We start from the raw sequence: 24,726 nt of genomic DNA, 5'->3' as shown, positions 1-24,726 counted from the left end.
CAATTTTAGCGATAAAATCACAATTTTTTATTAGATTAGATAGATTTTCTATCGCGAAATGCTGTTCATCTGCGTCAAGCCTGTTAAGCTTTAGCAGTTTTGAGATATATAGTGTTAGGACAATGTCAGAAAATCAAAAAATGGGCCTAACGGCGCGCATTATGATTGGTATGGTGCTAGGCGTCGCTTTAGGCCTTGCACTCCAAGCCATCTTAGGTAAAAACAAAGAAATACTTATTCCTTTAGGTCTGTTTGACCTGCCCATTAAAGGCTTTTTTGTTGACGGCCTGTTCCATATCGGCGGACAAATCTTCATTGCAAGTTTAAAAATGCTTGTCGTCCCTTTGGTCTTTATTTCTCTTGTATGCGGTACATGCAGTTTGAGTGACCCAAAAAAATTGGGCCGCTTAGGTGGAAAATCTATCGGGTTGTATCTTATCACTACGGCCGTTGCAATTACGGTAGCGATTACACTCGCACTGCTTATTGCACCAGGCGGTGGCGTTGAAATTCCAAGTAGCGCATCATTCGATGCAAAGCAAGCACCAACACTTGTGCAAGTCATAATCAACATGTTCCCGACCAACCCGATTGATGCTATGGCCAACGGCAATATGCTTCAAATAATTGTTTTTGCGTTACTCTTTGGTATTGCTATGGCGCTAAGCGGTGACGCAGGTGCTCGTCTTGCCGCTGTCTTTGAAGACCTAAATACTGTAGTACTTAAGCTTGTGACATTATTGATGAACGTCGCCCCATACGGCGTATTTTGTTTGATGGCTAAGTTGTTTACAACTATCGACATGGGGCTGATTGCCGAGCTCGGCAAATATTTTATGGTGGTGCTAGCCGCCCTGCTGATCCATGCATTTATTAACTACTCGATTTTATTTAAGCTGTTAACAGGTTTGAGCCCAGTTGTTTTCCTGAAGAAGATGAAAGACGCATGTATGTTTGCCTTCAGCACTTCAAGTTCAAGCGCAACAATGCCTGTTACACTTGAGACTGCAACTAAAAAGTTGGGTGCACATAACTCTGTTGCGTCTTTCACAATCCCTCTAGGTGCAACTATTAATATGGATGGTACCGCAATCATGCAAGGTGTTGCGACGGTTTTCATCGCTCAAGTATTCGCCGTAGACTTGACCATCAATGACTATCTTATGGTTATCTTGACCGCTACTCTTGCCTCTGTTGGGACGGCAGGCGTACCTGGTGTTGGTTTGATCATGCTTGCAATGGTGCTTAATCAAGTAGGGTTACCTGTTGAGGGTATCGCACTTATCATCGGTGTCGATAGATTGCTAGACATGACAAGGACAGCGGTTAACATCACCGGTGATTGTATGGTGACTTGTGTAGTTGCTAAGTCTGAAAATGAATTTGATGTTGACGTATTCAACGACCCAGATGCGGCAAAAGAGCTAGAAGAAACCACTTCGAAAGTAGCATATAAAAGCTAGTGCTCTTTGGTTGAAGAGCAGCCACGATGTAGTGGTTGCTCTTTAACGTGTGAGTCCACTTAATTAATTGAACCAATTTCACTAAAGTTGGAGTCATGCCAGGCTAAGCTCTACACTCAATTCAAGCAACCTAACCATACTCTCTTTAGCTCTCCAACCTTAATAACTTTCTTTTACAGTGTACTCAAAGTACGTTTTACAAAAGGTGCTTTGGCCTTACCATATTCATCTTGAGAAGCTAAACCTTGGGCTATTACTTGTCGTTTTTGAGCTTCGTACTCTAACCGTGCTTCAGGGTTTTCCAGCATATAAGCTTTAAACTTTTTCTGCTTAACATGCTCATCGCTACCTTGTTCAATCACATGTGCGTGAACTTGAAACATCTCACCTTGGTACATTACTGCAATATCTTTTCTCGGACGGGTGTCAGGAAAAGGATTATCACTGTGCTGGCTGACAAACCCAAACTGTGTTAGATGCGTCACAGCTTGAGCTAGTTTTCCGGGTTTATACAACACAGAGATATCGATTATCCCTTTACCCGCAACCATAAACGAGCTAGAACCGAAATGTAAAAGCTCAAGTTCAGGGTGCGCTAGTACTCCCATTATTTCGTCAGCAACTTCGAGGAATACCTTGCGCCATGGGTTAAAGCTTGCTGGAACTAATTGATAAGAGACGAATTCGATTTTTGACATACCTGTCCTTATTAACTTTCTGATAAGAATTATATTTGGAGCCAGTGTTTTGCGTGACTAATTATTGTACTACACAATATATCAGTGTCTCCTGAGTGCATCTAAATAATCTGCTTCATTGAGCTAATGACTGAATAGCAGACATTGCACGCTTAGCATCATTTAATGGCACAAAAATATGATCATGATAGAAGCCAGCAATTACATTCGCGCTAATATCAACATTTTTCAGTGCATTAGAAAATGCAGCAGTTAACCCCACAGCTTCCAAGCTCGAATGCACTTGCAAAGTAATTTTATTCATCACACAGCTGTAATCCAATCCGTGCTCGTCTGCCATTTGCTTGGTGACTACCAACGTTAACCCCTCGCGCTCCATAAAGGTCGCAATTGGTTCAAAAATCATGCACTCAGCAAGGCTTTTTTGCACTGTACAAAATATATAAGGTGTTTCATCAAGTGTCGGCGAAATGTCTTTTAATAATTGAGATAAATCACTAATGCCCGTCATAAGTTTCCTTTCAATGTTTTCAATAAATCGCGGCTAGGTTCAAATGCATCGTAACGAGGAAGCGGCGCATCTAAGTCATCCCAATTGGCTTTTGAGGAGACAAAATTATGTGATATTGGCCGCTCTTTGATATCCGAGTCCAAAATGCCAAGCCTCAATCTCACCCTCTTTGGATCGTTTTCGTTCGAACTAAAAATTGGACTTGCACAATGTTTGCAAAAATGGCGCTTTCTTCCAGGTTTAAACTCGAAGATATTTAGTGCCTCCTCGCCACTTAGGATCACAAAATCACTCCACAGCACAAAACCATTGGTCGCATAAGCCGTGCCTGTAGACTTACGACACAAAGAGCAATGACAATGAATGATATCGCTGATAGGCCCACGGATCTCAACCTGAACCGCTTTACACAAACAACTTGCCTTGTAAGCCATACCTACCCCTTTGTGTTTCTGGTGATCCAAGTATCCAATTGATTGGCGAAATTTTGCTTATCAGCTTGAGACAAAGGCGGTGGTCCTTGAGTTTGTACGCCGCTGGCACGCATCGTGTCCATAAAGTCACGAATATTTAAGCGAGATTTTATGTTTTCTTTCGTCAGCAGTTCACCACGCGTGTTGAGTGCGGTGCACTTTTTCTCAATGACTTCGTCTGCAAGTGGAATATCGCCGGTAATAACCAAATCACCTTCAGTAACGCGCTTCACGATTTCGTTATCCGCAATATCAAACCCCTTTGGGACTTGAAGCTTTTGAATAAAAGGAGACGGGGGCGTTTTTAGATATTGATTTGCAACCAACGTAACCGTGGTAGAAGTGCGCACAGCTGCGCGAAAGAGCATTTCTTTTATCACCACGGGACAGGCATCAGCATCAACCCATATTTGTTTTGCCATAACAACTCTTTTAAATTTAAATTGCCTAGAGAATACTAAATTTAGGGATTAGGTTCACGCCTAAAATGAAACTCATGCTCATCGTCATCAAACTGCACAAATCCCAACTTTTCGTATAAACGCTTCGCGGGATTCGCTTTAAGCACGGTCAATATCCAAGGCAATGTTGAGTGGGTTTCTATCAAGCTTTTAATGACTTGAGCACCGAGACCCTTTCCTTGTTGCTGGGGCTCTATTTGCAGCTGAAAGAGGTAATAGTCTTGTTCGCGTTGCTTAAACTTAGCCAAGCCAACACGCTTTTCATTCACGTATATCAAATGTGAACTCGAGTATTCGTATAATACTCGAGCTTTATGTTCAGCCTCAGTCAAAAATAGTCCTGCATTTTCTAAATGCGGCACCATGGTCGCTTTACGCAGCGCCACTAAATAATCAAAGTCACTTTCTTTTGCCTGTATGAAGTAAATCTTATTCTTCATCAATTTCGAATATCCCTTTTGCGTAAAGTACACCAAACCCAGACACGATGACATTCGTATCAGTCACTTCACAAAATAGCTCACCGCCACGCTTTGAAGCCTGGTGTGCATGAAGTTTTTGTTTGTTTAGCGTTTTTGCCCAGTAGGGCGCTAACCCAGCATGAATTGAGCCGGTAACCGGATCTTCATCGCCCCCATTGGCGGGCCAAAAGTAGCGCGACACAAAATCAACGTCATCGCCTTTTGCTGTCACCACAACATCAAAAGGCGCAAGAATTTTCAGTTTGTCGCTGTCGTACTCACAACTACGAACTTGCTGCTCAGTCTCAACAATCACAAAGTATGCTTGACGATTTTTAAGTACCTGCGCCGGTGTTACGTTAAGCCCTTCTAATAGAACGTCGGGAGCTTCAGCTAACTCAGGGGCTAAGCTCGGAAATTCCATCACAATGCGACCATCAGCCTCTTTCTTAACAGTGAGAGTTCCAACTTCTTGGGTTTGAAATTTTATCTCACCTGATTTTCCCTTGTGATTGAAAAGTACATACGCAGCGGCGAGCGTTGCATGACCACAAAAGTCAATTTCAGTTATTGGAGAAAACCACCGGATCTCATAATGATTGTTACCAATTGGCTTCAAAAAGGCGGTTTCGGAAAGGTTATTTTCGATGGCTATCTGCTGCATTAGAGCGTCGCTAAGCCAATTTTCAACTTCAACGATTGCAGCGTTATTGCCACCAAAACGTTTACGCGTGAATGCGTCAACCACAAAATACTCAACTTGCATCTTTTACTCCTTTCAGAAACACCTAAAAACACAGTATAATTTACTGTAATTAGAAGCGAATACAACTTAAATAAACGTGTATTGAGGTTGATCTGTGTGACCATGATGCACGTAGTTAAAATGAGTGGAACCAAGTCGAGGCTTATATGTTTACAGATGCTACCTTATCAATCTTATGTTTATATTCACTAGCAATGTTTATCACCAGCCTGCTAATGATAGCAACTGCCCCAAAAACTGATGATGAGAAACGCAAACAAACCATCACTGAGTACACAATGTTTGCACTTGCATCTGTTGCCGTATTTTTTGTATCGTTTTACACCTTATAAATACCAGCAGGGTCATCTTGATTGATGACCCATGACAATATCCTTGAAGACCTATTTCCCACTTTCAATCATCGTTTTTATCTTTAGCGCCTTTTCGAAGTGGTCTAGTTCGTGAGTTTGTATCCACCAAGTCGCCGCTTCCATAAGTAGTGTAGGGTCCGTGTTTTTATTGGCAAAAAAAGCGTAAAATGATACGCCAACGTTATCTCCTTTTTGTGCGATTTTTTTATCACATACTTCTATTATCTTACTTCTTAGTGCCGCGCGCATTTTTGGTCAAATCCATACATAATGTTCTGCGGTTAGTGTACCACCAACATCACTGCTATTCACCACATCACACAGCTCAACAAATGGTTTATGCTAAGCCCTGTAGGGTTGATTAGCAATTCATCGATGCACTAGATTAACCTTCTTCACAAGCTTCTCTCTCCCTTACGTCTAGTTCGGTGAAACTATTTCTAAACGTAAAGGCATAAGCCGAATCTCCAAAACGACGCAGGTAATCGAGTCTTTCTTTTGCCTCATCTAACGTCGGAATATGGCCCTCTTCAACCCACCACAACACGTAGGTTTCCTGTTCAGCGCGGTGAAACCATTCTTTTTTGCGAGCCAAAAATTCTTTATGCGCGGTTTTAAACATAAAATCTTTGAGCGCTTGCTCCGACTGCCACACAGACATATTCACGATTATATTTGGATCATCAAACGCCTTAATCTCTGTTGCATTACCTGTTTCATCTTTTAAGCGCCAAATAAAGCCTGGGCTTTGCTCTGCGAGTAAATTAATGCGGTCTAAACTTTCTACAAAGTATTGAATTTCTGGCGCATCCATTTGGTATTTAGCGGTGGCTATATTAAGTTGTGCTAATTGCATCGACGGCTTTTCCTTGTGGTGAGTTGCTACATTCTCCCAAACTTCACAATCATACTACTGTTTGCTCGCCGCCAAGTTAAGACAAAATTTAGCCAAATAGAGATTTTTTCACTTTCTACGTTTCTGGGAATGGATGCATATTGATGTATTGCACTATACGAGGTGCGTTTGCTGTATTCGCACTGCCACCATGGGGTAAAAACTGGTGCCAAATCACCATATCTCCTGCATTGGCTGCAATCGCTTTGGAACCCAGTTGATGTAAGTACTCTGTATTTGGTATACATGGATCCCATGGTGCAGATGCAAGCCATGACTCTAGTTTTGTATGAAATCCGGGCACAACTGTTGTAGCCCCCTGCTTTTCTTCAGTGTCTGATAGATACAAAATCCCTTGCGTGCCAAACTTAAGCTGCCTAGAGAAATCTAAATCCCAGTGTAGATCAGGACCTTGAAAACTAGATTGCACAGTTTCAGGCGGGTTGAACCCACACTGATCGGCTGAAACTATCAGTTGTTCGCTCTGCCATAACTGGCTAAAGGCCTTATGAATTCTCATCGAATTCCGATTGTCTTCCAGTGCTTTATGTTGTACCAAATGCACCATACTGCGACTCATTTTTCCTTTGTTAACTTTATACCAAGTCTTTGGATCTGCTAGCTCTATCTCTAAATAGTCTTGGATGGCGTTTCTCGCATTAGCACAGCCTTCAGCACTCACTGCATTTTTAACGATGACATAACCGTTGTCCCGCCAGCATTCCAGGTCATCCTCAGTGAGTACATCCGGCATATTCTGAACTGCAGCTATTTTTTCTTGATAACTGTCGGGACAAGGCATCTGGCAGGTGACGTGTTTTAGCAGTGCTATCTTTTCACTACTTGGCTGAGCAATTGTTACTATTGCATCAATAAAACTATCGTAATCGTGTGCATATTGAAACTGTAACTGATGTGCTTGAGATAAACTTAGGCCCAGTATGTCAAAAGTCGTTTTATATAATTCGAAACTAACTGGCTCTACCTGCTGCTGTTTATTTGTGAGAGTGTTGTTGGCTTGAAGCCAGATCTTTTTGAGTATGGATAAATGATAAAGCGCTAGATCAAGGTTTACATCACACATTATTTAACAACCATCCTTTAAAGTAGAGTTGTGTGTTCCCTCCTTAAAATTTTATTACAAAGACGTTTTTTTTCAATTTTTACCGCTTACACCTCATTACACTATACGTATCACTAAACATGAGGATTCAGAGATGAAAAGAGCAGACTACTTCAATCAGGCACCTGAGCTTATTCAGCACTTATTGGGACAAGAGGAGTTATTAAAACAGCAGGCCCACGCTACTTTTGGAGTCACAATCTGGGAGCTTGTTAAACTTAGAGCATCACAAATCAATCAATGCGCTTTTTGTATTGCAATGCACACTAAACAAGCACTAGAGTATGGTGAGACCACTAATCGTATTATTGGATTAAGTGCATGGCAAGACATGCCGCTATACTCCAATAGAGAAAAACTAGCATTAGCGCTTTGTGAAAAGCTGACAAACGCACAAATGATTGACGACGCTTTTTATCAAACACTCAATATAGAATTTGATGATAAAGAGCTGGCCACGTTAACTATCGCTATTAATGCCATCAACAGCTGGAATCGGATCGTGAAAATGTTTAAGCCAAATGTAGAGTTCAATGAGCACAGATCTAACACTTGAATTAATAAACCCAACAGGTGAAATCGCTAACTATGTGCAAGCTATCTGGCTTGCACAATCACATAAGCGCGGAGAAACTTGGCTTCCAAGCGACGGGGCAACTGGATTTATTTTCCCTCTTCGTGGGCTCGTTAGCTTCAATGACAATCCGCTCACAGCCCCCTTTTATCTGCAACCAATTGCCATTCAGTCTAGCAAAGTCAACTATTCTGAACAGGCATGTTTTTTCGGGATACGGTTTAAACCCGCGGGACTGGCATTTCTGAAAACGCTGCAACATCCTATAGCAAATCCCAATAATATATTACCCTTGTTGAACACGCTGCAAACTAGTGCCAACTTGACAGCATTACTTGGACTACTAGAGCCGATATTGAATACGCCAATTCCTCGCCACAATTCTATCCTACATACCCAAATACTCCTTGAGCATATTGTTTCAATGACCCCTTTAGAGCAAGCATATGCTCAAACTCCGATCGGAAAACGGCAATTAGAGAGACAAGTTAAAACACATTGTGGGATAACCCCTAAACATTTAGCTCGCATTTATAGAGTTCGATTGGCTAAACAAAAACTGAGAGAAACGCCTGACATTAACATCGCTCAACTCGCGCTAGATTGCGGCTACGCTGATCAATCTCATCTTATTCGCGAATTTAAAACTATCTTTCAGATCACACCAGCAAAATACACAAAGCGACTAAAAGCTGCAGACACAACGTTACCTGCAGCTCGGTAAATTTTTCAACGACCAAGAATATAAAAGCAAGGTTAATTCATTACTACTTATTCGCGCAATGTGCGACCAAGGTTTCGCTTAAAAATTGATTTACCTCAGTTTGCACTTTTTTGTTAAAGCTGTAGTGACCCGAGTTAAGTGCGATATGTTTAAATGGATGAGAAAAATTAGCTTCGCGTAAACCAGCTTCAATATATCCGGCCATTTTGTACGATGGCCAAATTTCATCGTGTTTGGCAGAGACCAGCAGCACTGGCCCATTGGTGTTTTCAACCGGGATGCGAGCGGCTGCAATTGCTTCAGGCGTTGCCTCTGCCAATGCAGCCTCAAAGGCAGGTGTAAACTCTCCCGTTACGTTCCCCTTTTGCATTTTCCATGACAACAGGGGTGCATCAATGTAGTCCAGAGCATTACCGCTAAGCGTCCAGCTCGAGCGAGAAGACAAGGTTTTAACAGCATTCCAGCTTACGTGACTAGGCATAACGGACACGACATGGTTTATCTCATCAAAGTGCGCACCGAGTAATAACGCAAGCTCCGCTCCTTTAGAAAAACCATACACCGCTACGCAATTTGGGTTTATCTTTGGGTCTGCACTCAATGCTTTTATCCGTTTGGCTATATCATCCAAAGATAATTCAGCTGCACTGCTCGATGTATTTTCGGTGCCATAATAACCAAGTGCAGCTACTGAGACACCAATATCATTAAATCCATCTAAAAATGGTTTCCACTGAGGATTAGCGAGTGTATTCCCCCCTTCGCTACCACCTAACACCACAACCAACGGATGAGCCTGACCATCATCGATAAACTGACGTTTAACATCTGGTATAGTCGTGTTTGAACAGGCCGCAAGAAGCCCTACCAAAGAAAATGGCATTATAGTTTTCATCATTTTATTACCTTTTTGAGTTAGCTGAGCCCTATGTTGCTCAGTTGTTGTTTGAGTAGTTTTGCACCGCCCCGGCTAGTCACAACTTGTAAATTGCTATCTCGCAACTTGACAAGGTAACCCCCTGTAACCCAGCGTTCAAACGCAGTTATCGCGCTTTGGTTTACAATGGCATTACGGTGAACTCTTAAGAAATGTGTTGGCAATTGCTGTTGGATCTCCTCAAGGGAGCCATCAATGGGATATTGCTGTCCATTACTAAACGCAATGGCTTGACCGTATTCTAGCTTGATAAGTTCGATACTGCTGACATCAATTAGTGAGGTTTTCCCCGCCACCTTACTCGTTAAAGTAGCGGCGAATCCTGTCGCGATAACACGATTGACTCTTGATAGCGCCAACGCTAATCGTTCGGTACTATAAGGTTTGAGCAAATAATCAACAGCGCCGAGCGTAAAGGCCTCAACCGCAAACTCACTGTACGCCGTGGTAAAAATTATCGCACCTGCAAACCCCGTCCCTTGAAGTTTCTCGACCAAAGTAACACCATTGCATTCTGGCAAGTTAATATCGACAAAGACAATATCTATCGCAAGCTCATGATGTGCGTCAAGAAATACTAATGGCGTGTTACAAGTCAGTACCAAGTTGTGCTTGGTGATCTGGCCAAGTTGTTCAGTTAATTTATCAATGGCTGGTTGCTCATCTTCCACAATGGCAATGTTCAACATTCCTTTGCTCCTCGTGTAAGTGAAAAGCTGACAACCGCACCACCTGTGTGCAGGTCGTTACCAAGCCTAAGTTCAGTATTTTCTTCTAACTTTAACCGTGAGCGCGTGATCGAAAGGCCGAGTCCCGCATCTGACGAACCCAATATGTCCTGCTCCTTAAAGCCCACCCCGTTGTCACTTATTTTAAACACTAACTGGTTCGCTAACTTTTTAATTACTACTTCAATGTGAAGCGGCCTGCTGTTGCCATGTTTTACTGCATTTTCTAAAAGCGGCTGTAATATCATTGGCGGTATTGCTTCGCTCAATAATGCATCGTCGATATCAAAGTCGATGATAAGCGCATCCCCAAACCGACTTTGCTCTATCTCGCACCATTGATTTAGTGCAATTAGCTCATCGGCAACAGACACTTTGCTCGGTATTTTTCCGCTTGTCACAGAATGCGTTAATGAATATCTTAATACCGCAGCGAGATTATGAACCAAAGACCGTGCTGCTTCTGGTTGATTTGGTACAAAGGCTGCAATTGTGTTGAGGCTATTGAACATAAAGTGCGGGTTTAACTGACTGTGTAATAACTTAATTTCAGCTAGTTGGCGAAGCTGTTTTTCTTGTTTTAACAACTTTTGGGAAAGGTAGAACTTAATCACCACAAAAATACCGCTAGACCAAGGCAGTGCGATGGTTAGCGCCTCAAACAGTGAAAATGCATAGGTATTTAACATTCCACTTCTGAGTACACCCCAACATAAACAGCCCATTACCATCAGTCCATAAAAGCCGATATATTGCAGCGGCCAATTGCCTATCTTGAAACGGATGATGAGTACGTAACTTATCACCATCGGTAACCAGTAGAGGAACACAACCGCCAAAATAGAAGAAAGCGCGATATTTGCCGACAACAACATGCCCCGCTGCACCCAATCGGTAAGACTGATAGCAAAACTTATTGCGGCAACGATGGCTAAAATTGCGAATTGTTCATTTCGCTGCAATGTGAGATTGACCATAATCAATACAAATAGTGACTGAATACGTTCATGGTACGCATTTAGCGTCGAAAAGCACTCTGAATATTGCTGAATGGTCGCTTTTCAATGCTAAATGGTTATCTGTATTAGTTCACACTTTTACATCCAAGTTAAAGTACTAAGAAATAGATTAACTTGCTTTAAATCTTAAACACTTGAGGCTGCTTTGCTCATCAATGTCTTTAAATTCAGGTGGGTTTTGTAAACGTTCAACAAACGTGAGCGTTGGCGCCTCTCTGGTCATTTCATCAATCAGAAATTGGCTTGAAACATCGGGAGAATTCACACACGCCAACACTTGGGCATTTGGCGTAAGTAACTCAGGAAGCTTTCTTAAAATACGTTGATAGTCTTTGGTCAGTGCAAAGCTGCCTTTTTGAAAGCTTGGCGGATCAATTACGATTAGGTCGTACGGCCCATATTTACGTATTTTTCCCCAAGATTTAAATAAATCATGGCCTAAAAAAGATACCTTGCTGAGGTCGTGTTCATTGAGTTGATGGTTGACTCGGCCTTGCTTGAGCGCCGCTTTTGCCATATCTAGATTCACAACATGGGCAGCACCGCCCGCAATCGCCGCGACGGAAAACCCACAAGTATAAGAAAACAGATTAAGTACCCGAGCCCCCGCAGACTGAGCTTTTACAAACTCACGACCCAAACGCATATCTAAAAACAGTCCCATGTTCTGCTTTACGCCAAGCTTTAAGCCATATTTAAGTCCATTTTCTTCAACGATAGGCATAGCGGTTAATTCACCATACAAGACCTCGAGATCTGAATCAGGCAAATAACGATGTTGCAGCAAAATAGCAGAGAGTTTTTCGCTAAATGCTTCAGTCTCCACAAGTGATAATAATGCCTGCTTTAACGACGCTATAAAGTCAACGTCGTGCTCCTTGAATAAAGAGATTAAGAGCTGACCTTGTAACCAATCTACGGTGATTTGTTCAAGCCCTTCATAGCAACGACCACGTCCATGAAATAGACGCCTCAGCTCGTTTGGTACTGCTTGGGTTTGCAAATGATTAAGGAGGGTCGATACAGGGTTTATTGCTGTCATGTCGATGTCTGGTTATGCGTAAAGTTCGGCATTTTACTTGTTACTTCATAGCAAAAGCAAATGTCTAAGGCCTGCTTATCTTTCACGTTTATTTTTTGCAGCAAAGGAAACCAGTCTTATGGGCGCCACAACATCGTTGTTGCCCCGCTAAAACCAATTAACCAATTGAGATAAGAAAAATCCTCATGATGGGAGGCAACAAAGCCCATTCTCATGTAAAGCTTTTTTGCTTGGGGGTTAGAATCAATTACATCAAGTCGTAATGCGTGAAACCCGCTTTGTTTGGTATAGCGCTGCAGTGCCACTAGAAGCGCAGTGCCAACACCTCGTCCTCTGACCGATTCAGCAACAGCGATACCATCCATCACTACTTCATTGGGCGCAGGCTTTCGCTCAAATAGGGTAAACACCGCTGCGGCTTTAACCCCGCCTAGCAAACCTAATTCGTCAATAAGTCCAGAAAAGCCCATATTCGATGTAAAACCGCTTTTGCCATATTGAAAGCCCGCAATCCCCACTAACTTGCCGTCTGCAAAGGCAGCGAAAGAGTATTCTGAGATGAAGCTCTTCGCGATAATAGTGATCAGCTTATTGCGATCCGGCACTGCGGCTTTGAATTTGCTACCAAACGCGTCAACATAAAGCTCAGCAGCCGCTTGCGCATACTCTATATCCCATCCTTGTGTTATTTCTATTTCCATACCTTACCTCAAGCTAACGTGCCAACTTCAATAGTAGGTCAAAACTAGCTTAGGAATGAAGTTCGAATTTGTAAAAAATTCAAGTCGATTATGCATATAACTTAATTGTTAGTTTGCGCCATACACGTTCAACGGGTCCCACCTTAAAGAATCGCCCATAGATCACATTTAATAGCAGCTGCACTGCCATAATAGCAAGCCATAAGAACAAGAGCTCACTGCGACTTAGCGTATTATGTAATCCAAAGCCATAAAATATGACCACCAATAACAGTGACTGTCCAATGTAATTACTCAGCGCAAATCTCCCCACTTGATTTATCGCCTCAAGGGGTTTGAACCGATGCAACCAACGGTTATATAGCAAAGATAACAAAACCAAGTAAACAATCGCTTGCAGCTCCCGGTTAAGTACGATGACCATTTGTTTAGCGTAAGACAACACTGGGATATGTGAACTGTGTAGCCAATGAAAATAGCGAGCTTGAGTGGCATAACACGACACCGCAATCAAGCAAAGTAGCGCTACAACCGTGAGTGGGCTAAGCTTAGTCTTTGAGAACAATCCCCATTGAAACAGCTGCGAGCCTATCAGCATCATCATTAGCGTGGACCAAAAAATACTTGAATAAAACAGCTTACCTTTGTGGACTTGTGAGCTGTCAAAGTTTTTCTGCCAATACTCAGTTAAGCTTGGCGTTTCTTCCAAAGTACGATGAGTGGGTGTCCGTGGTTCGGTTTTATTCTGCCACCGGTTAATCGCTTTTTGCTGGTCTCGTGTGCGAGACACTTCGTCCACATTGAGTGCAGCTTGGTAAGCATCGTATTGGGCGTTGGTGCGCTCTGCTCTGCCAAAACCTGCAACTAACATAAACGCCAAACAAATTACTATGCTGACTTTGATGGCCCGGGTGCCAAGTAATATGACGGTGGTGGCAATCATTCCTATCACGGCATAGTGATAGAGAATGTCGCCACTCCAAATACAATAGGCATGAACAAGGCCGAGTATAAATAAAGCCACTAGCCTTGCCGCACTTAATTTAATCGCAAATTCAAATGGCTGTTTTTGAAGAATGATGGTGAGACCTGCGCCAAATAACATCGCCAGCAGTCCGTAAAATTTGCCCTGAGCAAATACATAAACCCAGTACCTTACCTCACTGTCTATATCCGTCATAAAGCCATATTGGTAAATGCCCCATGGATTGGGATAGGCAAAACTTTCGATGTTGATAAGTAAAATACATAGGATTGCTACCCCGCGAATAAAGTCGAGGCTGTTAATGCGATTTCTTTCAGGGCTAGTCATCGGCATTACCCATGCTGCCCGACTGTCCATCATTGTGAGCTAGCTTTGTGTTTTCGCTATCGAGTAGTGTGGTAATTTGTGCAACCTGCGCGCTAAATTCATCAAATTGCGTGTCATTTAGCTTAGTATTTTTTGGTTGTTTTAGGGTGAGTGGATTGATGGCTTTTCCGTCTTTATGCACTTCATAATGTAAGTGACGCGCCTGCGACAGGCCGGTATTACCAAGATAACCTATCACATCGCCTTGCTTTACTCGCATCCCAGCCTTGAGGCCGCTCGCAAAGCCATTTAAGTGAGCATAAAGTGTTTGATAGCCTTTACCGTGATCTAACACTACGCGATTACCAAAGCTGCCGCCCCACCCAGCTTTGAGTACTTTTCCAGAACCCGCAGCCATAATAGGCGTACCAACAGGCGCACCAAAATCGATCCCTTTGTGCATTCGGGTGTAGCCCAATACTGGGTGATGACGTTTACCGAAGTTTGACGATAATCGAGCACCGTTAAGGGGCGTTTTCATTAAAAAACTTTGTGCGAGGGTACCGTCTAAGTGGTAAAAAGCGGTCGTTCCGCCATTATCAGTAAACCGGTATAAGCGGTATTTTTCTTTTCCTGAAAGTAGCGCAACATGTTGTAATTCTATAGGTTTGGAGATTTGCTTGAGTAACTCTTTGGCTGCCACAAGCTGCTGTTCTTGAAATACAAAATCAATTTGATCGCCGGCATATACTTCTCTTTGAAAATCGACAAGGTGAGATAAGGCCACAATACTTTGATTGATAATGTCATTGGGTACCCCGATTTTGCTGGCGTCTACAAAAAAGCTAGAATCTATGCTTGTCGATAAGCGCTTTGTTTGCGTGACGGTTTCAAGCTCACTTAGCGATGCATGCCAGTGTTCATCTACTCTTTTAATCTCAATAACCTGTGCAAATGCATATTCAAAGCAGATCTGCTGTACTTGTCCGTCTACAAGCTCTGCTTCTATTAACTGTCCAGCCTTGAGTTTAGTCAGTGATGTCCACGTACTCACGGCTTGTTCCACCAGCCAACTATCGCGGTCACTGAATGCAAACTCACTTAAAAGATTCGCTAAACTCTCACCCGATTTAAGTTCAAGTAAACGAATATCTTGAACAGGTTTTAACTCCTCTGTGATTTGGGTTTGGGCCGCGACTGAGTCTTCAGCGGATCCATTAAGTACAACAGCTTGGCCTTGTTCTGCTTGCGCCAAAACAAAGGTGTTCTCTTGCGCTTTATTGACCGAATGAGTCTGCTCTGGTTGTTTCGAGCAGCCAAAAGTTGCCATCATTGCAATGGCGATAGAAAGCTTTTTAATCATGTTAATTTTCCAATAAGGTCAGCGGATCAATGCGCGTGTTGTTATGCAGAGCTTCTAGATGTAGATGTGGACCAGTGACTCGACCGGTTTCACCTATGGTACCGATCACTTCTCCTTGCGATACTTGCTCACCCACTGCAACATCAATGCTATCAAGGTGTGCGTAGAGACTTTGATAACCATTGTCATGATGGATCAACACCACTTTACCGTAATTCTCAGGCAGGGTTTTATCATCAGCAATCGTGACCATACCGCTGGCAACCGCCATCGCCGGTTCACCAACGCCGCCAGCTAAATCCAGTCCTTGATGTGCTTTATTGTGACGAAAGTTCGATACATGTCCAAACCTTGATGTTATTTCAGGGGTGACGACCGGGTATGTCCATGTTTTACTCACCATTGCCGTTCCCATTGTCCATTGAATATTGCCATAGGCTAAACCTGAACTAAGCAACACAAAAACCCCTATCAACACAAGATTACTTGGCTTCTTTTTAGATTTAAGAATAACGCTAAAACGCTTTTTATAGTCATCTAAGGTCAATGAGTTAGACGCAAAACTTGCTGTCATATTCATCGTTTCCGGCGGAGCAGCAGCTCGTTTTAAAGAGTTCATTAATGCTTTGCTATAAGCCAAGGGCTCTAGGCTGTGCTTCGCTATCGTCACCTCATCACAGCGATATTCCATCGCTCGAATAAAGCCCAGTTCCATTTTTGCAATAAATGGATTAAACCAAGCAAGCGTCGTGAGTATTCGCCAAATTACGACAGCAATATGATCGCCTTTATCTATATGAGTTAACTCATGCAGAATAAGCGCCTGCTGCTCGGCCTCTGGCAGCGTGTCAAATTCCACCGGCAAATACACTTTGGGTTGCCACAGTCCGAACACAAAAGGAGAGCAAGTAATTGGCAATTGATAGCAACTCCGTGTTCCGAGTTTTATTTTTGAAGCAGTACTACAAAGGCGTTTTACTCGCCAAAACTGTCGCCCAAGTACCAAAAGATGAGTGATGAGACCAACGCAATAGACCATAAATACAGCCATAAGCGTCAGGTTTAGCCAGTCAGACGCAACTTGAGTGCGCTTCGTCATTGCCAGCAGCGGCTCTGCAAATTGTTGTAAATTGGCATTAAACAATACGGCTGGAATGGCGTTGTGTTGCTCCATGTGTTCAAGTGGGATCCAAGGCACAAAAGTCACTGCCAGCACGCCCCACCAAAGTCCTTTATTCTGTATATACCGAGCGGAAAATTTCACTCCAAGTGCGTACGTTAAGCCACTAAGCGCCACCCACAGCAAGACCGAAAGTAATATCAGTTCCATACTTTACTCTTCATCACCTTGCGTCTTAGCTAACTCATCTAACATGGCTTCTAATTCATCTAATTCATCCGCTGCAATTAACTTACTATCTGAAAACATAGCGATTGGAAGAGGCTCATCCAACTCCATGATTTGCTTTGCAAACTCTTGGGCATAAAGTGCGAGAGTCGGTACCTTAGCAAGGACAGCTGAGTATATTTTTTTATTGCCTTGCATTTGCTCGGCGAGATAACCCTTTTCACACATTCTCTCAAGAGTTTTTCGAGTTGATGAGTAGCTCCAACTGAGCTTTGATCCTATTTCTGTGTGAATTTCTTTACCCGTTTTTGGCTGTTCACGCCAAAGGATTTTTAAAACGATTAGTTCGGTTGAGTTAGGTTTCATTGTTTTTCTCACAACTGCGACATATGTCACACATTAACAAACAAAAAAGTGCGACACAAGTCGCACATTATGCTTTTTTAATTTTCACCACGAAAAATGGCGACATTATCAACAGCACTTATACTTCAAGTTGATATGCAAAAAATGAGTTATCTGTAGTGCTAGAGCTAATTAATATTCGCCATAAATTATGGCTGCTAATTGTGTTTCCCGTCATTGCGCTTGCCTTACTGCTCGGATATGCTTTTAACCGTTACGCTCACCTTGAGTCAGAAGTAGAATCTCTATACGCCGATCGTGTTGTGCCGCTTATTCAAATAAAAAAAGTATCAGATCACGGTGCGATTCAGATTGTCGACATACTTCATAAGTATCGTGCAGGGTTGGTCTCCAAAGACGAGGTGCTGCTGCAAATAGCAGATGCAACTCGGGTCATGAACGACGCGTGGCAAAGCTATCTAAACACATATTTGGTGACTGCGGAGCAAGTCAAAGTTGAACTCATTGAGTTCCAAATGCAGGCCGTATTTACGCATATTGCCTCGCTCCAAAGCGCGATAAATCAAGGGACATTTTTAGCAATTCCACAACATCAGTTTGTTACTGCACTCTATGAAAAGTTCGATCCGTTAACTGCATCACTACAAGCACTCACCGAGGTACAAAATGACGTCGCACTCGGTATTGTGGAGCAAACTGAGCAACAATTTAGCCAACTGAAGTTGTTGCTCATTATTTTTTCTGTGATTGTATTGGTGAGCTTAATCGCCGTTGGCTTCGCTTTATATCGCTCTATTCAACATCCAATCAATCATATTCGCTCGCAAATCAATCACATTATTGAGAGCTCGAGTCTCGAAAAACGTATCGACATTGATAACCACAATGAATTGACTGATGTTAGCCTTGCCATCAACCAGCTCCTTAGCCACATCCATGTGATCCACCAGCAACTGGTAGAGGCGGAAAAATTATCAAGCCTAGGTAGTTTAGTTTCAGGATTGGCTCACGAGGTAAATACTCCACTTGGTGTCTCGATTACCGCAGTGTCATCCTGCCAAGAGCAAGTGGATGCGATGGAAACCGGCATGAAAGCGCAGCGTTTGTCGCACGCTGAGTTTTTAGAAATTATGGCAGCATTGGATTCTGGTTTGTCTATCGCAGAGCGAAATCTCGGCAAAACGGCAAAGCTAGTGCAAGAGTTCAAGAATATCTCCGCAGAGCAAGAAACTGACGTCGAGCAACTTGTCGACCTAGAAGCCGTTATTCGCAATTATTGCGAACAAACGGCCCGTTTTCAGTTAAAGATGCGCGTTGAATTTAGCGCAACAGGAAAACTGGAACAACTGGTCAAAATCAACGTTAAGGCGCTACAGCAAATTTTGTTGCAGCTGCTTGAGAATGCCCGAGTGCATGGTTTTAGTAATGATAGCGACACCCAGCCATTTGCTGCTGTTCGTTTAGAGATCACTGACAACAAAATATTTATTCGAGTCAAAGACGAAGGCGTCGGTATGAGTAATGAGGTCCTAAATCGGATCTTTGAGCCCTTTTACACCACAGCTCGCCAACATGGTCATGCTGGGCTTGGACTTTCCGTCACCTATAATCTCGTCAAAAAACATTTAGAAGGTGACTTAAAAGTTAATTCCAAAGCCGGAAATGGCACCACTTTTACCATCTTGTTGGCGAACAAAACGTTGGCACAAACCGCCTAACCAACTTGTGCCCTAATAGCATACTTAACGAGTGACAAAGCCTCCGTTAACAAACAAGGTTTGTCCAGTCGTCCAGCGTGATTGCTCCGACGCAAGATAAAGCACTGCAGGGGTAATATCGTCTACTTGCCCTAGTCGGTTCATTACACTTGCAGACTGCAAATAATTAACGGTTTGCTCGTTTTCTTCGCCATGGAAAAAGTCAGTGTCAATTGGACCTGGTGCAATCGTATTGACGGTCACACCTCGATGTCCGACTTCCTTTGCCAGCGCACGAGTGAAGTGCTCAAGTGGTGCTTTTGAGCCAGCGTAGAGCGCATAATTTCCAGTAAATGCTGCCAATAGCGAAGTGCCCATATTAATGATCCGACCGTTATCACGAATATGTTTAGCGGCTTCTTGCATCACAAAAAATGCCCCTTTACAGTTGATCCCAAATAGCCTGTCAAAATCTTCCTCGCTATATTCAGCAAACGGTTTCTTGCTGATAGTACCGGCATTATTGATAACGATATCCACGGCGCCAAACTCACTAATAATATGCTCAAATATATTCATTACCTGCGCTTTATTGCTGACATCTCCGTGTACTAGCGTCGTCCTAACACCCAGCGCTTCAACTTCCTTCTGGGTTTCAAGTGCTTGTGGTTTAGAATGGGCACTATGATAGTGAATGACAAGATCAGCGCCTTGCTTTGCCAACGCAATAGCAAAATCCTTCCCCATATTTTTGGCTGACCCAGTGATAAACGCAACCTTACCTGTTAACTGCTTAGACATACCTATTTCTCCTACTTGCAATATTCAATCGACTTTTAGTGTAGCTAGGTGAAAGGGATACAGGTATAGTGATTTTAGTCATTTACTAATTGCATTTTTTACATCCGCTATGAAATCGATTACTGAAGAAGATTTGTTTGTTCTTACCGTTGAATCTGGCAGCCTCAAATCTGCGGCTGAAGTGATAGGTACCGATCCCTCCTCGGTAAGCCGAAAACTCGCAAACTTAGAAAGTCGATTAGGAGTAAAACTTTTACAGCGCTCCACTAAGCAAACGGCCGCAACTGAAGTTGGGCTTGAGTACTATAAAGGCGTAAAACAATTACTAGATGAAAAAAGAGAATTGGAAGAGTCGATTTCAGGCACCTCCACACTGCCTTCTGGTACATTAAGAGTTGCAGCGCCACACGACTTCGCCGAGCGCTTCATTGCTCCTGTGATACAAACCATGATAACCACCTATCCAGACCTCAATATTGAGTTACTACTCGGCAGTCATTTTGAAGATCTCAAGGCTAAACAAATCGATATTGCAATTAGGATTGGCAAACTGGATGACTCCTCCTTGATCTGCCGACAACTTGGCCATGTACCACGGGTCTTGGTGGCCTCTAAAGCGTATATTGAGCGCATGGGACAACCACAACGCTTTAGCGATTTAAGCAAACTGGATTTTATCTTTTACAATAAACCTAAGCTTGGTGATCAGCTCATTCTCGGTAAAGGCCTGCATCGTGAAGCCGTTGCGGTAAGTGGTAAACTCGTCGCCAACAGTGTTGCTGTACTAAAAAATTGGGTAAACGCTGGCCTTGGTGTGCATTACGGGCCGCTATGGGCATTTAAAGATGAATTAACTATGGGCAGTTGTGTGCAGCTACTACCTGAACTACACGATGAAAGTTATCCTATCCACGCACTGTACTTGTCGAAGCAATATACTCCCGCAAAGGTACGGGAGTTTGTTGAGCTATTGACTTCAACCTATCAGCAATACCGCTTCGATTAACTCAGTTTTATAGTAAACAAGTATTAAGGCTAACTGATATAAGCTCAAGCCCAGCTTTTACTGTAACGGCAAAGCATGAGCTTAAAAGAAATTTACTTCATCAAGTTTTCGAATGCTACGCAAAAAAAGCCCTACAGATTGTAGGGCCTTGACTATAAAGAAGTTAATCTTATTTTATTTGCGTCTACGACGAAGTGCCGCAAATGGTGCTGCCAGTAAAGCTAACCAGCCAAATGAACCCGACGAACCAGTACCAACTTCAACTGGCTCTTCCACTACTGGTGGTGTCGTAGCCTCTGCAACATCAGCAACATTCACAGTTACCTTGGTTGGTGCAAGCATCAACGTACTTTCACCAGCGGCCTTCGCTGTGTATGTGAAGCTATCTACGCCGTTAAAGTCTGCTTCAGGGGTATAGATGACTTTACCTTCTTTGATTTCAACAGCACCATTAGCAGGAGCATCAACAACCGCTAGTGTTGCAGCATCAAAGCCACCTTCAGGATTGGCAAACGATACGCTTTGTACCGCGCGCTGATTTTCGCTGCCTTTCACCGTTAGCGTCACAGGAATAAGGTCAATATGTTGAGCATCATCATTCGCTAAAACATCAATAGCTTCAGATGACGTGTCTTCATCCATCTCTATTGTATCTGCTACACCTGCTTTGATATGTGCATTTTCAGCAAGCTTAACTTTAACACCAAGATTTACCGCACCACCCTTGTTATATTCATAAGCGATAACTTGTCCAGCAACTGGCGCAGTACCTTCACCATTGTGATACGTCTGAAGACCAACAATACCATTTGAATCCTCTATACCAACCGTTGCTTTACTTGGCATTTTTGGCACTTTTACATAGTTGAAGAAGTGCTCTTCTTCACCATTTAGACGGATCCAAGATTGGAAAGTGTATTCATCACCCGAAGTGTCTTCGAATAATCTCGCGTCAGCCCATTCAGTTACAAAGTAGTGTGTTAGGTTTTCAGGATCGTCCCCAAACGACAGAAGTGCAACATAAACTGCACCGCCAACAGCTTCATCAGGCCCTTGAAGATCAAAGTCAGCCCAAAGCGGGGCGATCAAACCGTTTTGTCCATTAACTGATGGTATCGCTTCATTAGAGCCTGTACCACTAGCTGAACCATTGCCGGCAACAATCAAGCCATTTGAGGTGATCGTAATATAACTATATTCAACACCACCTAACTTGAACGTATAGCCATCACCAATGTTTGCTAAGTTAAATTTAAAATCTGAATCATCACACGAATCTTCACAGGTTGGTCGATATTCCTTTCGAGCTTTAAGGTCAATATTTATTCCAGCCTCAATTGCGCTTTTTATAGATGATTTGTCAAGCTTTCCTGTCCAAGCAATGTGGCGAGTTGGAATATCTGCACCAGCAAGGATTTGGTTGCCATTATCCATAGAAACCTTAAAGCTGTCTGGGATTACTTCAAGTGAACTAGGCAATACTGAGTCAAGAGTAACTTGACCGTCAATAACATCATTCACAAAACCTAAATTCACATCAAATTCTGCTGAATTTGAAGCCCCTGATGTAGACACAGCTAAACCAGGAAGAGACGTTGATGATGCAAATGCAGCAAGCGGTACGTGACCGACACGCTCTCCCGCATCATTGTACGCTTCAATACGACCAAACTGCCATGCATCCAGATCGGAACCCGTAATGCTAAGTGTTATTGATGCTGACTTAGCATCGCCTTCCTCACCACGAGGTGCTAATTCGACAGAAGACGTTAGATCCTTAACAGCAACACCACCACCTATCGCAACGCCCTTAAAGTGTAGGTTCATTGCTTCAGCAGTCATGTTTTTCACAGTAACGCTGTAATCACAGCTTTCAATACATTGAGTTTCAGACAATCCCATCTCAGAGAAAGTCACTTTTGCGTTAAATGCTTTATCTAAATCAAAGCGTCCTGCACCAACATCAAAGCCGTCAGCCGGAGTCACTTCATCTTCTTTCTTCAAACCTTCAGTAACACTGGTATTGGCCAATGCTGATTTGATTTCTTCAGGGCTCCAGTCCGGATATTGCTGCTTAAGAAGTGCTGCAGCACCGGCAATGTGTGGACCTGCCATTGACGTACCAGAAAGCTCAGCGAAATTCGCAACACCGTCTACCGCCAAGTGCGCAGATAGAATATTAGTGCCTGGCGCTGCAACGTTTGGCTTAAAGATAGATGGATCGCCGTTAGGGCCTCGTGACGAAGACTCACGCATTGAATCACGAGCAGCTTCACTAATCGCGGTACGATTTACACCGTCAACGGCAAGCTTACCATCAAATCCGTCTGCAGAAGCGGCTGCAATAATCGCTTCACCATCTTCTTGGCTAACCATGAATGCAGGAAGGGTTTCGCCTGCGGTCGCCATCACAAAAGGTGTACCTACGCGATTATTATAAACAACAATAGCTTTAGCACCGGCATCAGCAGCATTTTTAACTTTAACTGAGAAATTACAATCGCCTCGAGACACTACAGCAAAAGCATCGGTGAAAGAGCCAGCTGGGAAAGGCTGACAACCAGTTACATTCTCTGCATCAACTTTTTCCGCTGCTACTGGTTTAGCAGAGATAACCGTACTATGTTCTGTATCTGAACTCGTTACGTGAAGAATATTTTCTCCACCGTCTAATGACATGCCAGTAGTGAAGATACGGCCGTGCTGAGTGTTTGCCACCGAAATAACTGATTCAAGGTTAGCTGGACCACCAATGGTGCTAGCGCCAGCACCGCCATTACCAGCAGAAACAACTGCAACAACACCCGCTGCTCTGATATTTTCAAAAACTTCAGCATAAGCACTATTTTCAGGGTGTGAACCATAGCCACCACCCCAAGAGTTGTTGATTACATCAGCACCGTCTTCTAATGCGTGCTCCAACGCCTCAATTAACATAATATTAGAGCCGCCCTCTTCATATAGAGCTTTGTAGCTCATGAGGTACGCGCCTGGTGCGACGCCACTCAACTCAACGGTATTACCGTTATAGTCAGCAGTTACCGCTGAACCTACCGCAGTACCCGCAACGTGAGTACCGTGACCGTCAAGGTCTAATGGGCTAAAAGTTTGAAAGTCAGGTTGTTCAAAAGTAGGTACAGAGTAACGGGCTACAATTAGTTTGTTGTTACAGAATGAGGTATCCACTTTTCGGCAGTAATCGTCTGATGGTAAGCCGTCTGTAGGCGCTTCCATACCAGTGTCGTCAAACATAGGATTAGTCGGAGTAATCCCAGAGTCAATAACTGCTACTCGAATACCTTTACCAACATTTCGGTCACCACCAAGCTTTTCCCACACTACAGGTGCATTGATTAAAGAAAGCGATGAGTCCATCTGAGCGTGATAGCGCTCTTCTTTAAATACGCGCGTTACACCAGGTAATGATTTAAGTTGTTCAAATATATCCTTTTCTGATTTAACAACAACCGCATTCATCGTTGCATCATAATGACGATCGATTTGAGCTCCAGGAATAGTTTGAGAAAGTTTTTGCGAGAATGAATTACGTTCCTGAGCAAGGGCTTGCCTCTGCGTCTTAACGGCTTGAGATTGCATCATCAGACCGTTGCCGCTTCGTTCTGAATTGATTGCGCCTTTGGTTTTCGCCAAAGCATTGCCTTCTAATCGAACGATATAATAGTGCTTACTTTCTGCTTTAATGGGGTTTGTTGGTTTAGCGTGGTTAGTTGATTTGTACTCAAACCCGTTAATCCCTGTTTTCACTTCTGAGCTTAGGTTTACACTAGCATGAGCGCTTGTCATCGCTAATGCGCCACACACTGATGCGGCAACCACTGATAGTTTTAGTTTATTGGACATTTTTACCCCTGAATTTTTTCTTATAGTAATATCATTGCAATCAATGCAAAAGAAAAATCAATAT

General features: G+C 43.1%; 26 protein-coding genes. 6 read left to right on the top strand and 20 right to left on the bottom strand.

Annotation, left to right across the window (positions count from 1 at the left end):
• Positions 1–122 precede the first annotated feature (122 nt).
• Positions 123–1,463 (top strand): dicarboxylate/amino acid:cation symporter, encoded by a 1,341-nt coding sequence (locus L1D50_RS01630; RefSeq protein WP_128726321.1) that lies wholly within the window; start codon positions 123–125, stop codon positions 1,461–1,463.
• Positions 1,464–1,636: 173 nt separating this feature from the next.
• Here the strand turns inward: L1D50_RS01630 and L1D50_RS01625 are convergent, their stop codons facing one another.
• The 6 genes from L1D50_RS01625 to L1D50_RS01600 all read right to left on the bottom strand — a co-directional run bounded on the left by L1D50_RS01625 (position 1,637) and on the right by L1D50_RS01600 (position 4,833).
• The gene (locus L1D50_RS01625) at positions 1,637–2,161 is read right to left on the bottom strand and encodes a GrpB family protein (RefSeq protein WP_239965377.1); all 525 of its coding nucleotides are present in this window, start codon (positions 2,159–2,161) and stop codon (positions 1,637–1,639) included.
• 115 nt (positions 2,162–2,276) lie between these two features.
• The gene (locus tag L1D50_RS01620) at positions 2,277–2,672 is read right to left on the bottom strand and encodes an ACT domain-containing protein (protein ID WP_128726319.1); all 396 of its coding nucleotides are present in this window, start codon (positions 2,670–2,672) and stop codon (positions 2,277–2,279) included.
• Entirely contained in the window at positions 2,669–3,106 is a 438-nt protein-coding gene (locus L1D50_RS01615; protein ID WP_128726318.1) for a GFA family protein, read from the bottom strand. Before L1D50_RS01615 ends, L1D50_RS01620 begins: the two co-directional genes overlap by 4 nt.
• A gap of 2 nt (positions 3,107–3,108) precedes the next feature.
• The gene (locus tag L1D50_RS01610) at positions 3,109–3,567 is read right to left on the bottom strand and encodes a YaiI/YqxD family protein (RefSeq protein WP_128726317.1); all 459 of its coding nucleotides are present in this window, start codon (positions 3,565–3,567) and stop codon (positions 3,109–3,111) included.
• Positions 3,568–3,608: 41 nt separating this feature from the next.
• Positions 3,609–4,046, bottom strand: a complete 438-nt coding sequence (locus tag L1D50_RS01605; protein ID WP_239965375.1) for a GNAT family N-acetyltransferase — start codon at positions 4,044–4,046, stop codon at positions 3,609–3,611.
• Entirely contained in the window at positions 4,036–4,833 is a 798-nt protein-coding gene (locus tag L1D50_RS01600) for a PhzF family phenazine biosynthesis protein (RefSeq protein ID WP_239965373.1), read from the bottom strand. The genes L1D50_RS01605 and L1D50_RS01600 overlap by 11 nt, the downstream gene beginning before the upstream one ends.
• Before the next feature lie 146 nt (positions 4,834–4,979).
• On the opposite strand from L1D50_RS01600, the gene L1D50_RS01595 reads away from it, so the two are divergent.
• The gene (locus tag L1D50_RS01595; protein WP_239965371.1) at positions 4,980–5,165 is read left to right on the top strand and encodes a hypothetical protein; all 186 of its coding nucleotides are present in this window, start codon (positions 4,980–4,982) and stop codon (positions 5,163–5,165) included.
• Positions 5,166–5,216: 51 nt separating this feature from the next.
• Here the strand turns inward: L1D50_RS01595 and L1D50_RS01590 are convergent, their stop codons facing one another.
• The 3 genes from L1D50_RS01590 to L1D50_RS01580 form a co-directional block, all read right to left on the bottom strand.
• Positions 5,217–5,435, bottom strand: coding sequence for a DUF6500 family protein (locus L1D50_RS01590; protein ID WP_128726314.1), 219 nt, complete (start codon positions 5,433–5,435; stop codon positions 5,217–5,219).
• 136 nt (positions 5,436–5,571) lie between these two features.
• A complete protein-coding gene (locus L1D50_RS01585; protein ID WP_128726313.1) occupies positions 5,572–6,042 on the bottom strand; it encodes a DUF3291 domain-containing protein in 471 nt (156 codons plus the stop codon).
• A 115-nt stretch (positions 6,043–6,157) separates the two neighbouring features.
• Entirely contained in the window at positions 6,158–7,165 is a 1,008-nt protein-coding gene (locus L1D50_RS01580; RefSeq protein WP_239965369.1) for a phytanoyl-CoA dioxygenase family protein, read from the bottom strand.
• 133 nt (positions 7,166–7,298) lie between these two features.
• On the opposite strand from L1D50_RS01580, the gene L1D50_RS01575 reads away from it, so the two are divergent.
• Both L1D50_RS01575 and L1D50_RS01570 read left to right on the top strand, forming a co-directional pair.
• Entirely contained in the window at positions 7,299–7,760 is a 462-nt protein-coding gene (locus L1D50_RS01575; RefSeq protein ID WP_138521523.1) for a carboxymuconolactone decarboxylase family protein, read from the top strand.
• Positions 7,738–8,502, top strand: a complete 765-nt coding sequence (locus L1D50_RS01570; RefSeq protein ID WP_128726310.1) for a helix-turn-helix domain-containing protein — start codon at positions 7,738–7,740, stop codon at positions 8,500–8,502. Before L1D50_RS01575 ends, L1D50_RS01570 begins: the two co-directional genes overlap by 23 nt.
• A 43-nt stretch (positions 8,503–8,545) precedes the next feature.
• Here the strand turns inward: L1D50_RS01570 and L1D50_RS01565 are convergent, their stop codons facing one another.
• The 9 genes from L1D50_RS01565 to L1D50_RS01525 form a co-directional block, all read right to left on the bottom strand.
• Complete coding sequence (locus L1D50_RS01565) at positions 8,546–9,400, bottom strand: acyl-CoA thioester hydrolase/BAAT C-terminal domain-containing protein (RefSeq protein ID WP_128726309.1); 855 nt, start codon at positions 9,398–9,400, stop codon at positions 8,546–8,548.
• Between the two features lie 17 nt (positions 9,401–9,417).
• Positions 9,418–10,128: a LytTR family DNA-binding domain-containing protein gene (locus tag L1D50_RS01560; RefSeq protein WP_128726308.1), complete on the bottom strand. Its 711-nt coding sequence runs from the start codon at positions 10,126–10,128 to the stop codon at positions 9,418–9,420.
• Complete coding sequence (locus L1D50_RS01555; protein ID WP_128726307.1) at positions 10,122–11,144, bottom strand: histidine kinase; 1,023 nt, start codon at positions 11,142–11,144, stop codon at positions 10,122–10,124. Before L1D50_RS01555 ends, L1D50_RS01560 begins: the two co-directional genes overlap by 7 nt.
• 151 nt (positions 11,145–11,295) lie before the next feature.
• Positions 11,296–12,228 (bottom strand): class I SAM-dependent methyltransferase, encoded by a 933-nt coding sequence (locus L1D50_RS01550; protein WP_128726306.1) that lies wholly within the window; start codon positions 12,226–12,228, stop codon positions 11,296–11,298.
• Positions 12,229–12,344: 116 nt separating this feature from the next.
• Positions 12,345–12,929 (bottom strand): GNAT family N-acetyltransferase, encoded by a 585-nt coding sequence (locus L1D50_RS01545; protein ID WP_128726305.1) that lies wholly within the window; start codon positions 12,927–12,929, stop codon positions 12,345–12,347.
• 88 nt (positions 12,930–13,017) lie between these two features.
• Complete coding sequence (locus L1D50_RS01540) at positions 13,018–14,274, bottom strand: DUF418 domain-containing protein (RefSeq protein WP_235956551.1); 1,257 nt, start codon at positions 14,272–14,274, stop codon at positions 13,018–13,020.
• Positions 14,234–15,583, bottom strand: a complete 1,350-nt coding sequence (locus tag L1D50_RS01535; RefSeq protein ID WP_128726304.1) for a peptidoglycan DD-metalloendopeptidase family protein — start codon at positions 15,581–15,583, stop codon at positions 14,234–14,236. Before L1D50_RS01535 ends, L1D50_RS01540 begins: the two co-directional genes overlap by 41 nt.
• A 1-nt stretch (position 15,584) precedes the next feature.
• Entirely contained in the window at positions 15,585–16,913 is a 1,329-nt protein-coding gene (locus L1D50_RS01530; RefSeq protein WP_239965367.1) for a M23/M56 family metallopeptidase, read from the bottom strand.
• Positions 16,914–16,916: 3 nt separating this feature from the next.
• Complete coding sequence (locus L1D50_RS01525; protein ID WP_128726302.1) at positions 16,917–17,297, bottom strand: BlaI/MecI/CopY family transcriptional regulator; 381 nt, start codon at positions 17,295–17,297, stop codon at positions 16,917–16,919.
• 158 nt (positions 17,298–17,455) lie between these two features.
• On the opposite strand from L1D50_RS01525, the gene L1D50_RS23520 reads away from it, so the two are divergent.
• Entirely contained in the window at positions 17,456–19,015 is a 1,560-nt protein-coding gene (locus L1D50_RS23520) for an ATP-binding protein (protein WP_128726301.1), read from the top strand.
• 24 nt (positions 19,016–19,039) lie between these two features.
• Here L1D50_RS23520 and L1D50_RS01515 read toward each other — a convergent pair whose 3' ends face one another.
• Complete coding sequence (locus L1D50_RS01515; protein ID WP_128726300.1) at positions 19,040–19,795, bottom strand: SDR family oxidoreductase; 756 nt, start codon at positions 19,793–19,795, stop codon at positions 19,040–19,042.
• A 109-nt stretch (positions 19,796–19,904) separates the two neighbouring features.
• Between L1D50_RS01515 and L1D50_RS01510 the strand changes: the two genes are divergently transcribed.
• Complete coding sequence (locus L1D50_RS01510; protein ID WP_128726299.1) at positions 19,905–20,801, top strand: LysR family transcriptional regulator; 897 nt, start codon at positions 19,905–19,907, stop codon at positions 20,799–20,801.
• Positions 20,802–20,975: 174 nt separating this feature from the next.
• On the opposite strand, the gene L1D50_RS01505 is transcribed toward L1D50_RS01510, so the two are convergent.
• Entirely contained in the window at positions 20,976–24,662 is a 3,687-nt protein-coding gene (locus L1D50_RS01505) for a S8 family serine peptidase (protein ID WP_239965365.1), read from the bottom strand.
• Between the last annotated feature and the right edge of the window lie 64 nt (positions 24,663–24,726).

This window comes from Pseudoalteromonas sp. Isolate6 (genome assembly GCF_022398435.1).
Classification (GTDB): Bacteria; Pseudomonadota; Gammaproteobacteria; order Enterobacterales; family Alteromonadaceae; genus Pseudoalteromonas; species Pseudoalteromonas galatheae.
This window is presented reverse-complemented; position numbering and strand designations above follow the sequence as displayed.

Bases quoted from the DNA above. Each gene is read 5' to 3' on its own strand.
- L1D50_RS01580 (WP_239965369.1), bottom strand. From the start codon at position 7,165: ATGTGTGATGTAAACCTTGATCTAGCGCTTTATCATTTATCCATACTC.
- L1D50_RS01510 (WP_128726299.1), top strand. From the start codon at position 19,905: ATGAAATCGATTACTGAAGAAGATTTGTTTGTTCTTACCGTTGAATCT.
- L1D50_RS01565 (WP_128726309.1), bottom strand. From the start codon at position 9,400: ATGATGAAAACTATAATGCCATTTTCTTTGGTAGGGCTTCTTGCGGCC.
- L1D50_RS01505 (WP_239965365.1), bottom strand. From the start codon at position 24,662: ATGTCCAATAAACTAAAACTATCAGTGGTTGCCGCATCAGTGTGTGGC.
- L1D50_RS01570 (WP_128726310.1), top strand. From the start codon at position 7,738: ATGAGCACAGATCTAACACTTGAATTAATAAACCCAACAGGTGAAATC.
- L1D50_RS01575 (WP_138521523.1), top strand. From the start codon at position 7,299: ATGAAAAGAGCAGACTACTTCAATCAGGCACCTGAGCTTATTCAGCAC.
- L1D50_RS01525 (WP_128726302.1), bottom strand. From the start codon at position 17,297: ATGAAACCTAACTCAACCGAACTAATCGTTTTAAAAATCCTTTGGCGT.
- L1D50_RS01595 (WP_239965371.1), top strand. From the start codon at position 4,980: ATGTTTACAGATGCTACCTTATCAATCTTATGTTTATATTCACTAGCA.
- L1D50_RS01615 (WP_128726318.1), bottom strand. From the start codon at position 3,106: ATGGCTTACAAGGCAAGTTGTTTGTGTAAAGCGGTTCAGGTTGAGATC.
- L1D50_RS01530 (WP_239965367.1), bottom strand. From the start codon at position 16,913: ATGGAACTGATATTACTTTCGGTCTTGCTGTGGGTGGCGCTTAGTGGC.
- L1D50_RS01545 (WP_128726305.1), bottom strand. From the start codon at position 12,929: ATGGAAATAGAAATAACACAAGGATGGGATATAGAGTATGCGCAAGCG.
- L1D50_RS01550 (WP_128726306.1), bottom strand. From the start codon at position 12,228: ATGACAGCAATAAACCCTGTATCGACCCTCCTTAATCATTTGCAAACC.
- L1D50_RS01625 (WP_239965377.1), bottom strand. From the start codon at position 2,161: ATGTCAAAAATCGAATTCGTCTCTTATCAATTAGTTCCAGCAAGCTTT.
- L1D50_RS01585 (WP_128726313.1), bottom strand. From the start codon at position 6,042: ATGCAATTAGCACAACTTAATATAGCCACCGCTAAATACCAAATGGAT.
- L1D50_RS01620 (WP_128726319.1), bottom strand. From the start codon at position 2,672: ATGACGGGCATTAGTGATTTATCTCAATTATTAAAAGACATTTCGCCG.
- L1D50_RS01630 (WP_128726321.1), top strand. From the start codon at position 123: ATGTCAGAAAATCAAAAAATGGGCCTAACGGCGCGCATTATGATTGGT.
- L1D50_RS01560 (WP_128726308.1), bottom strand. From the start codon at position 10,128: ATGTTGAACATTGCCATTGTGGAAGATGAGCAACCAGCCATTGATAAA.
- L1D50_RS01535 (WP_128726304.1), bottom strand. From the start codon at position 15,583: ATGATTAAAAAGCTTTCTATCGCCATTGCAATGATGGCAACTTTTGGC.
- L1D50_RS01515 (WP_128726300.1), bottom strand. From the start codon at position 19,795: ATGTCTAAGCAGTTAACAGGTAAGGTTGCGTTTATCACTGGGTCAGCC.
- L1D50_RS01540 (WP_235956551.1), bottom strand. From the start codon at position 14,274: ATGATGGACAGTCGGGCAGCATGGGTAATGCCGATGACTAGCCCTGAA.
- L1D50_RS01590 (WP_128726314.1), bottom strand. From the start codon at position 5,435: ATGCGCGCGGCACTAAGAAGTAAGATAATAGAAGTATGTGATAAAAAA.
- L1D50_RS01600 (WP_239965373.1), bottom strand. From the start codon at position 4,833: ATGCAAGTTGAGTATTTTGTGGTTGACGCATTCACGCGTAAACGTTTT.
- L1D50_RS01605 (WP_239965375.1), bottom strand. From the start codon at position 4,046: ATGAAGAATAAGATTTACTTCATACAGGCAAAAGAAAGTGACTTTGAT.
- L1D50_RS01610 (WP_128726317.1), bottom strand. From the start codon at position 3,567: ATGGCAAAACAAATATGGGTTGATGCTGATGCCTGTCCCGTGGTGATA.
- L1D50_RS01555 (WP_128726307.1), bottom strand. From the start codon at position 11,144: ATGGTCAATCTCACATTGCAGCGAAATGAACAATTCGCAATTTTAGCC.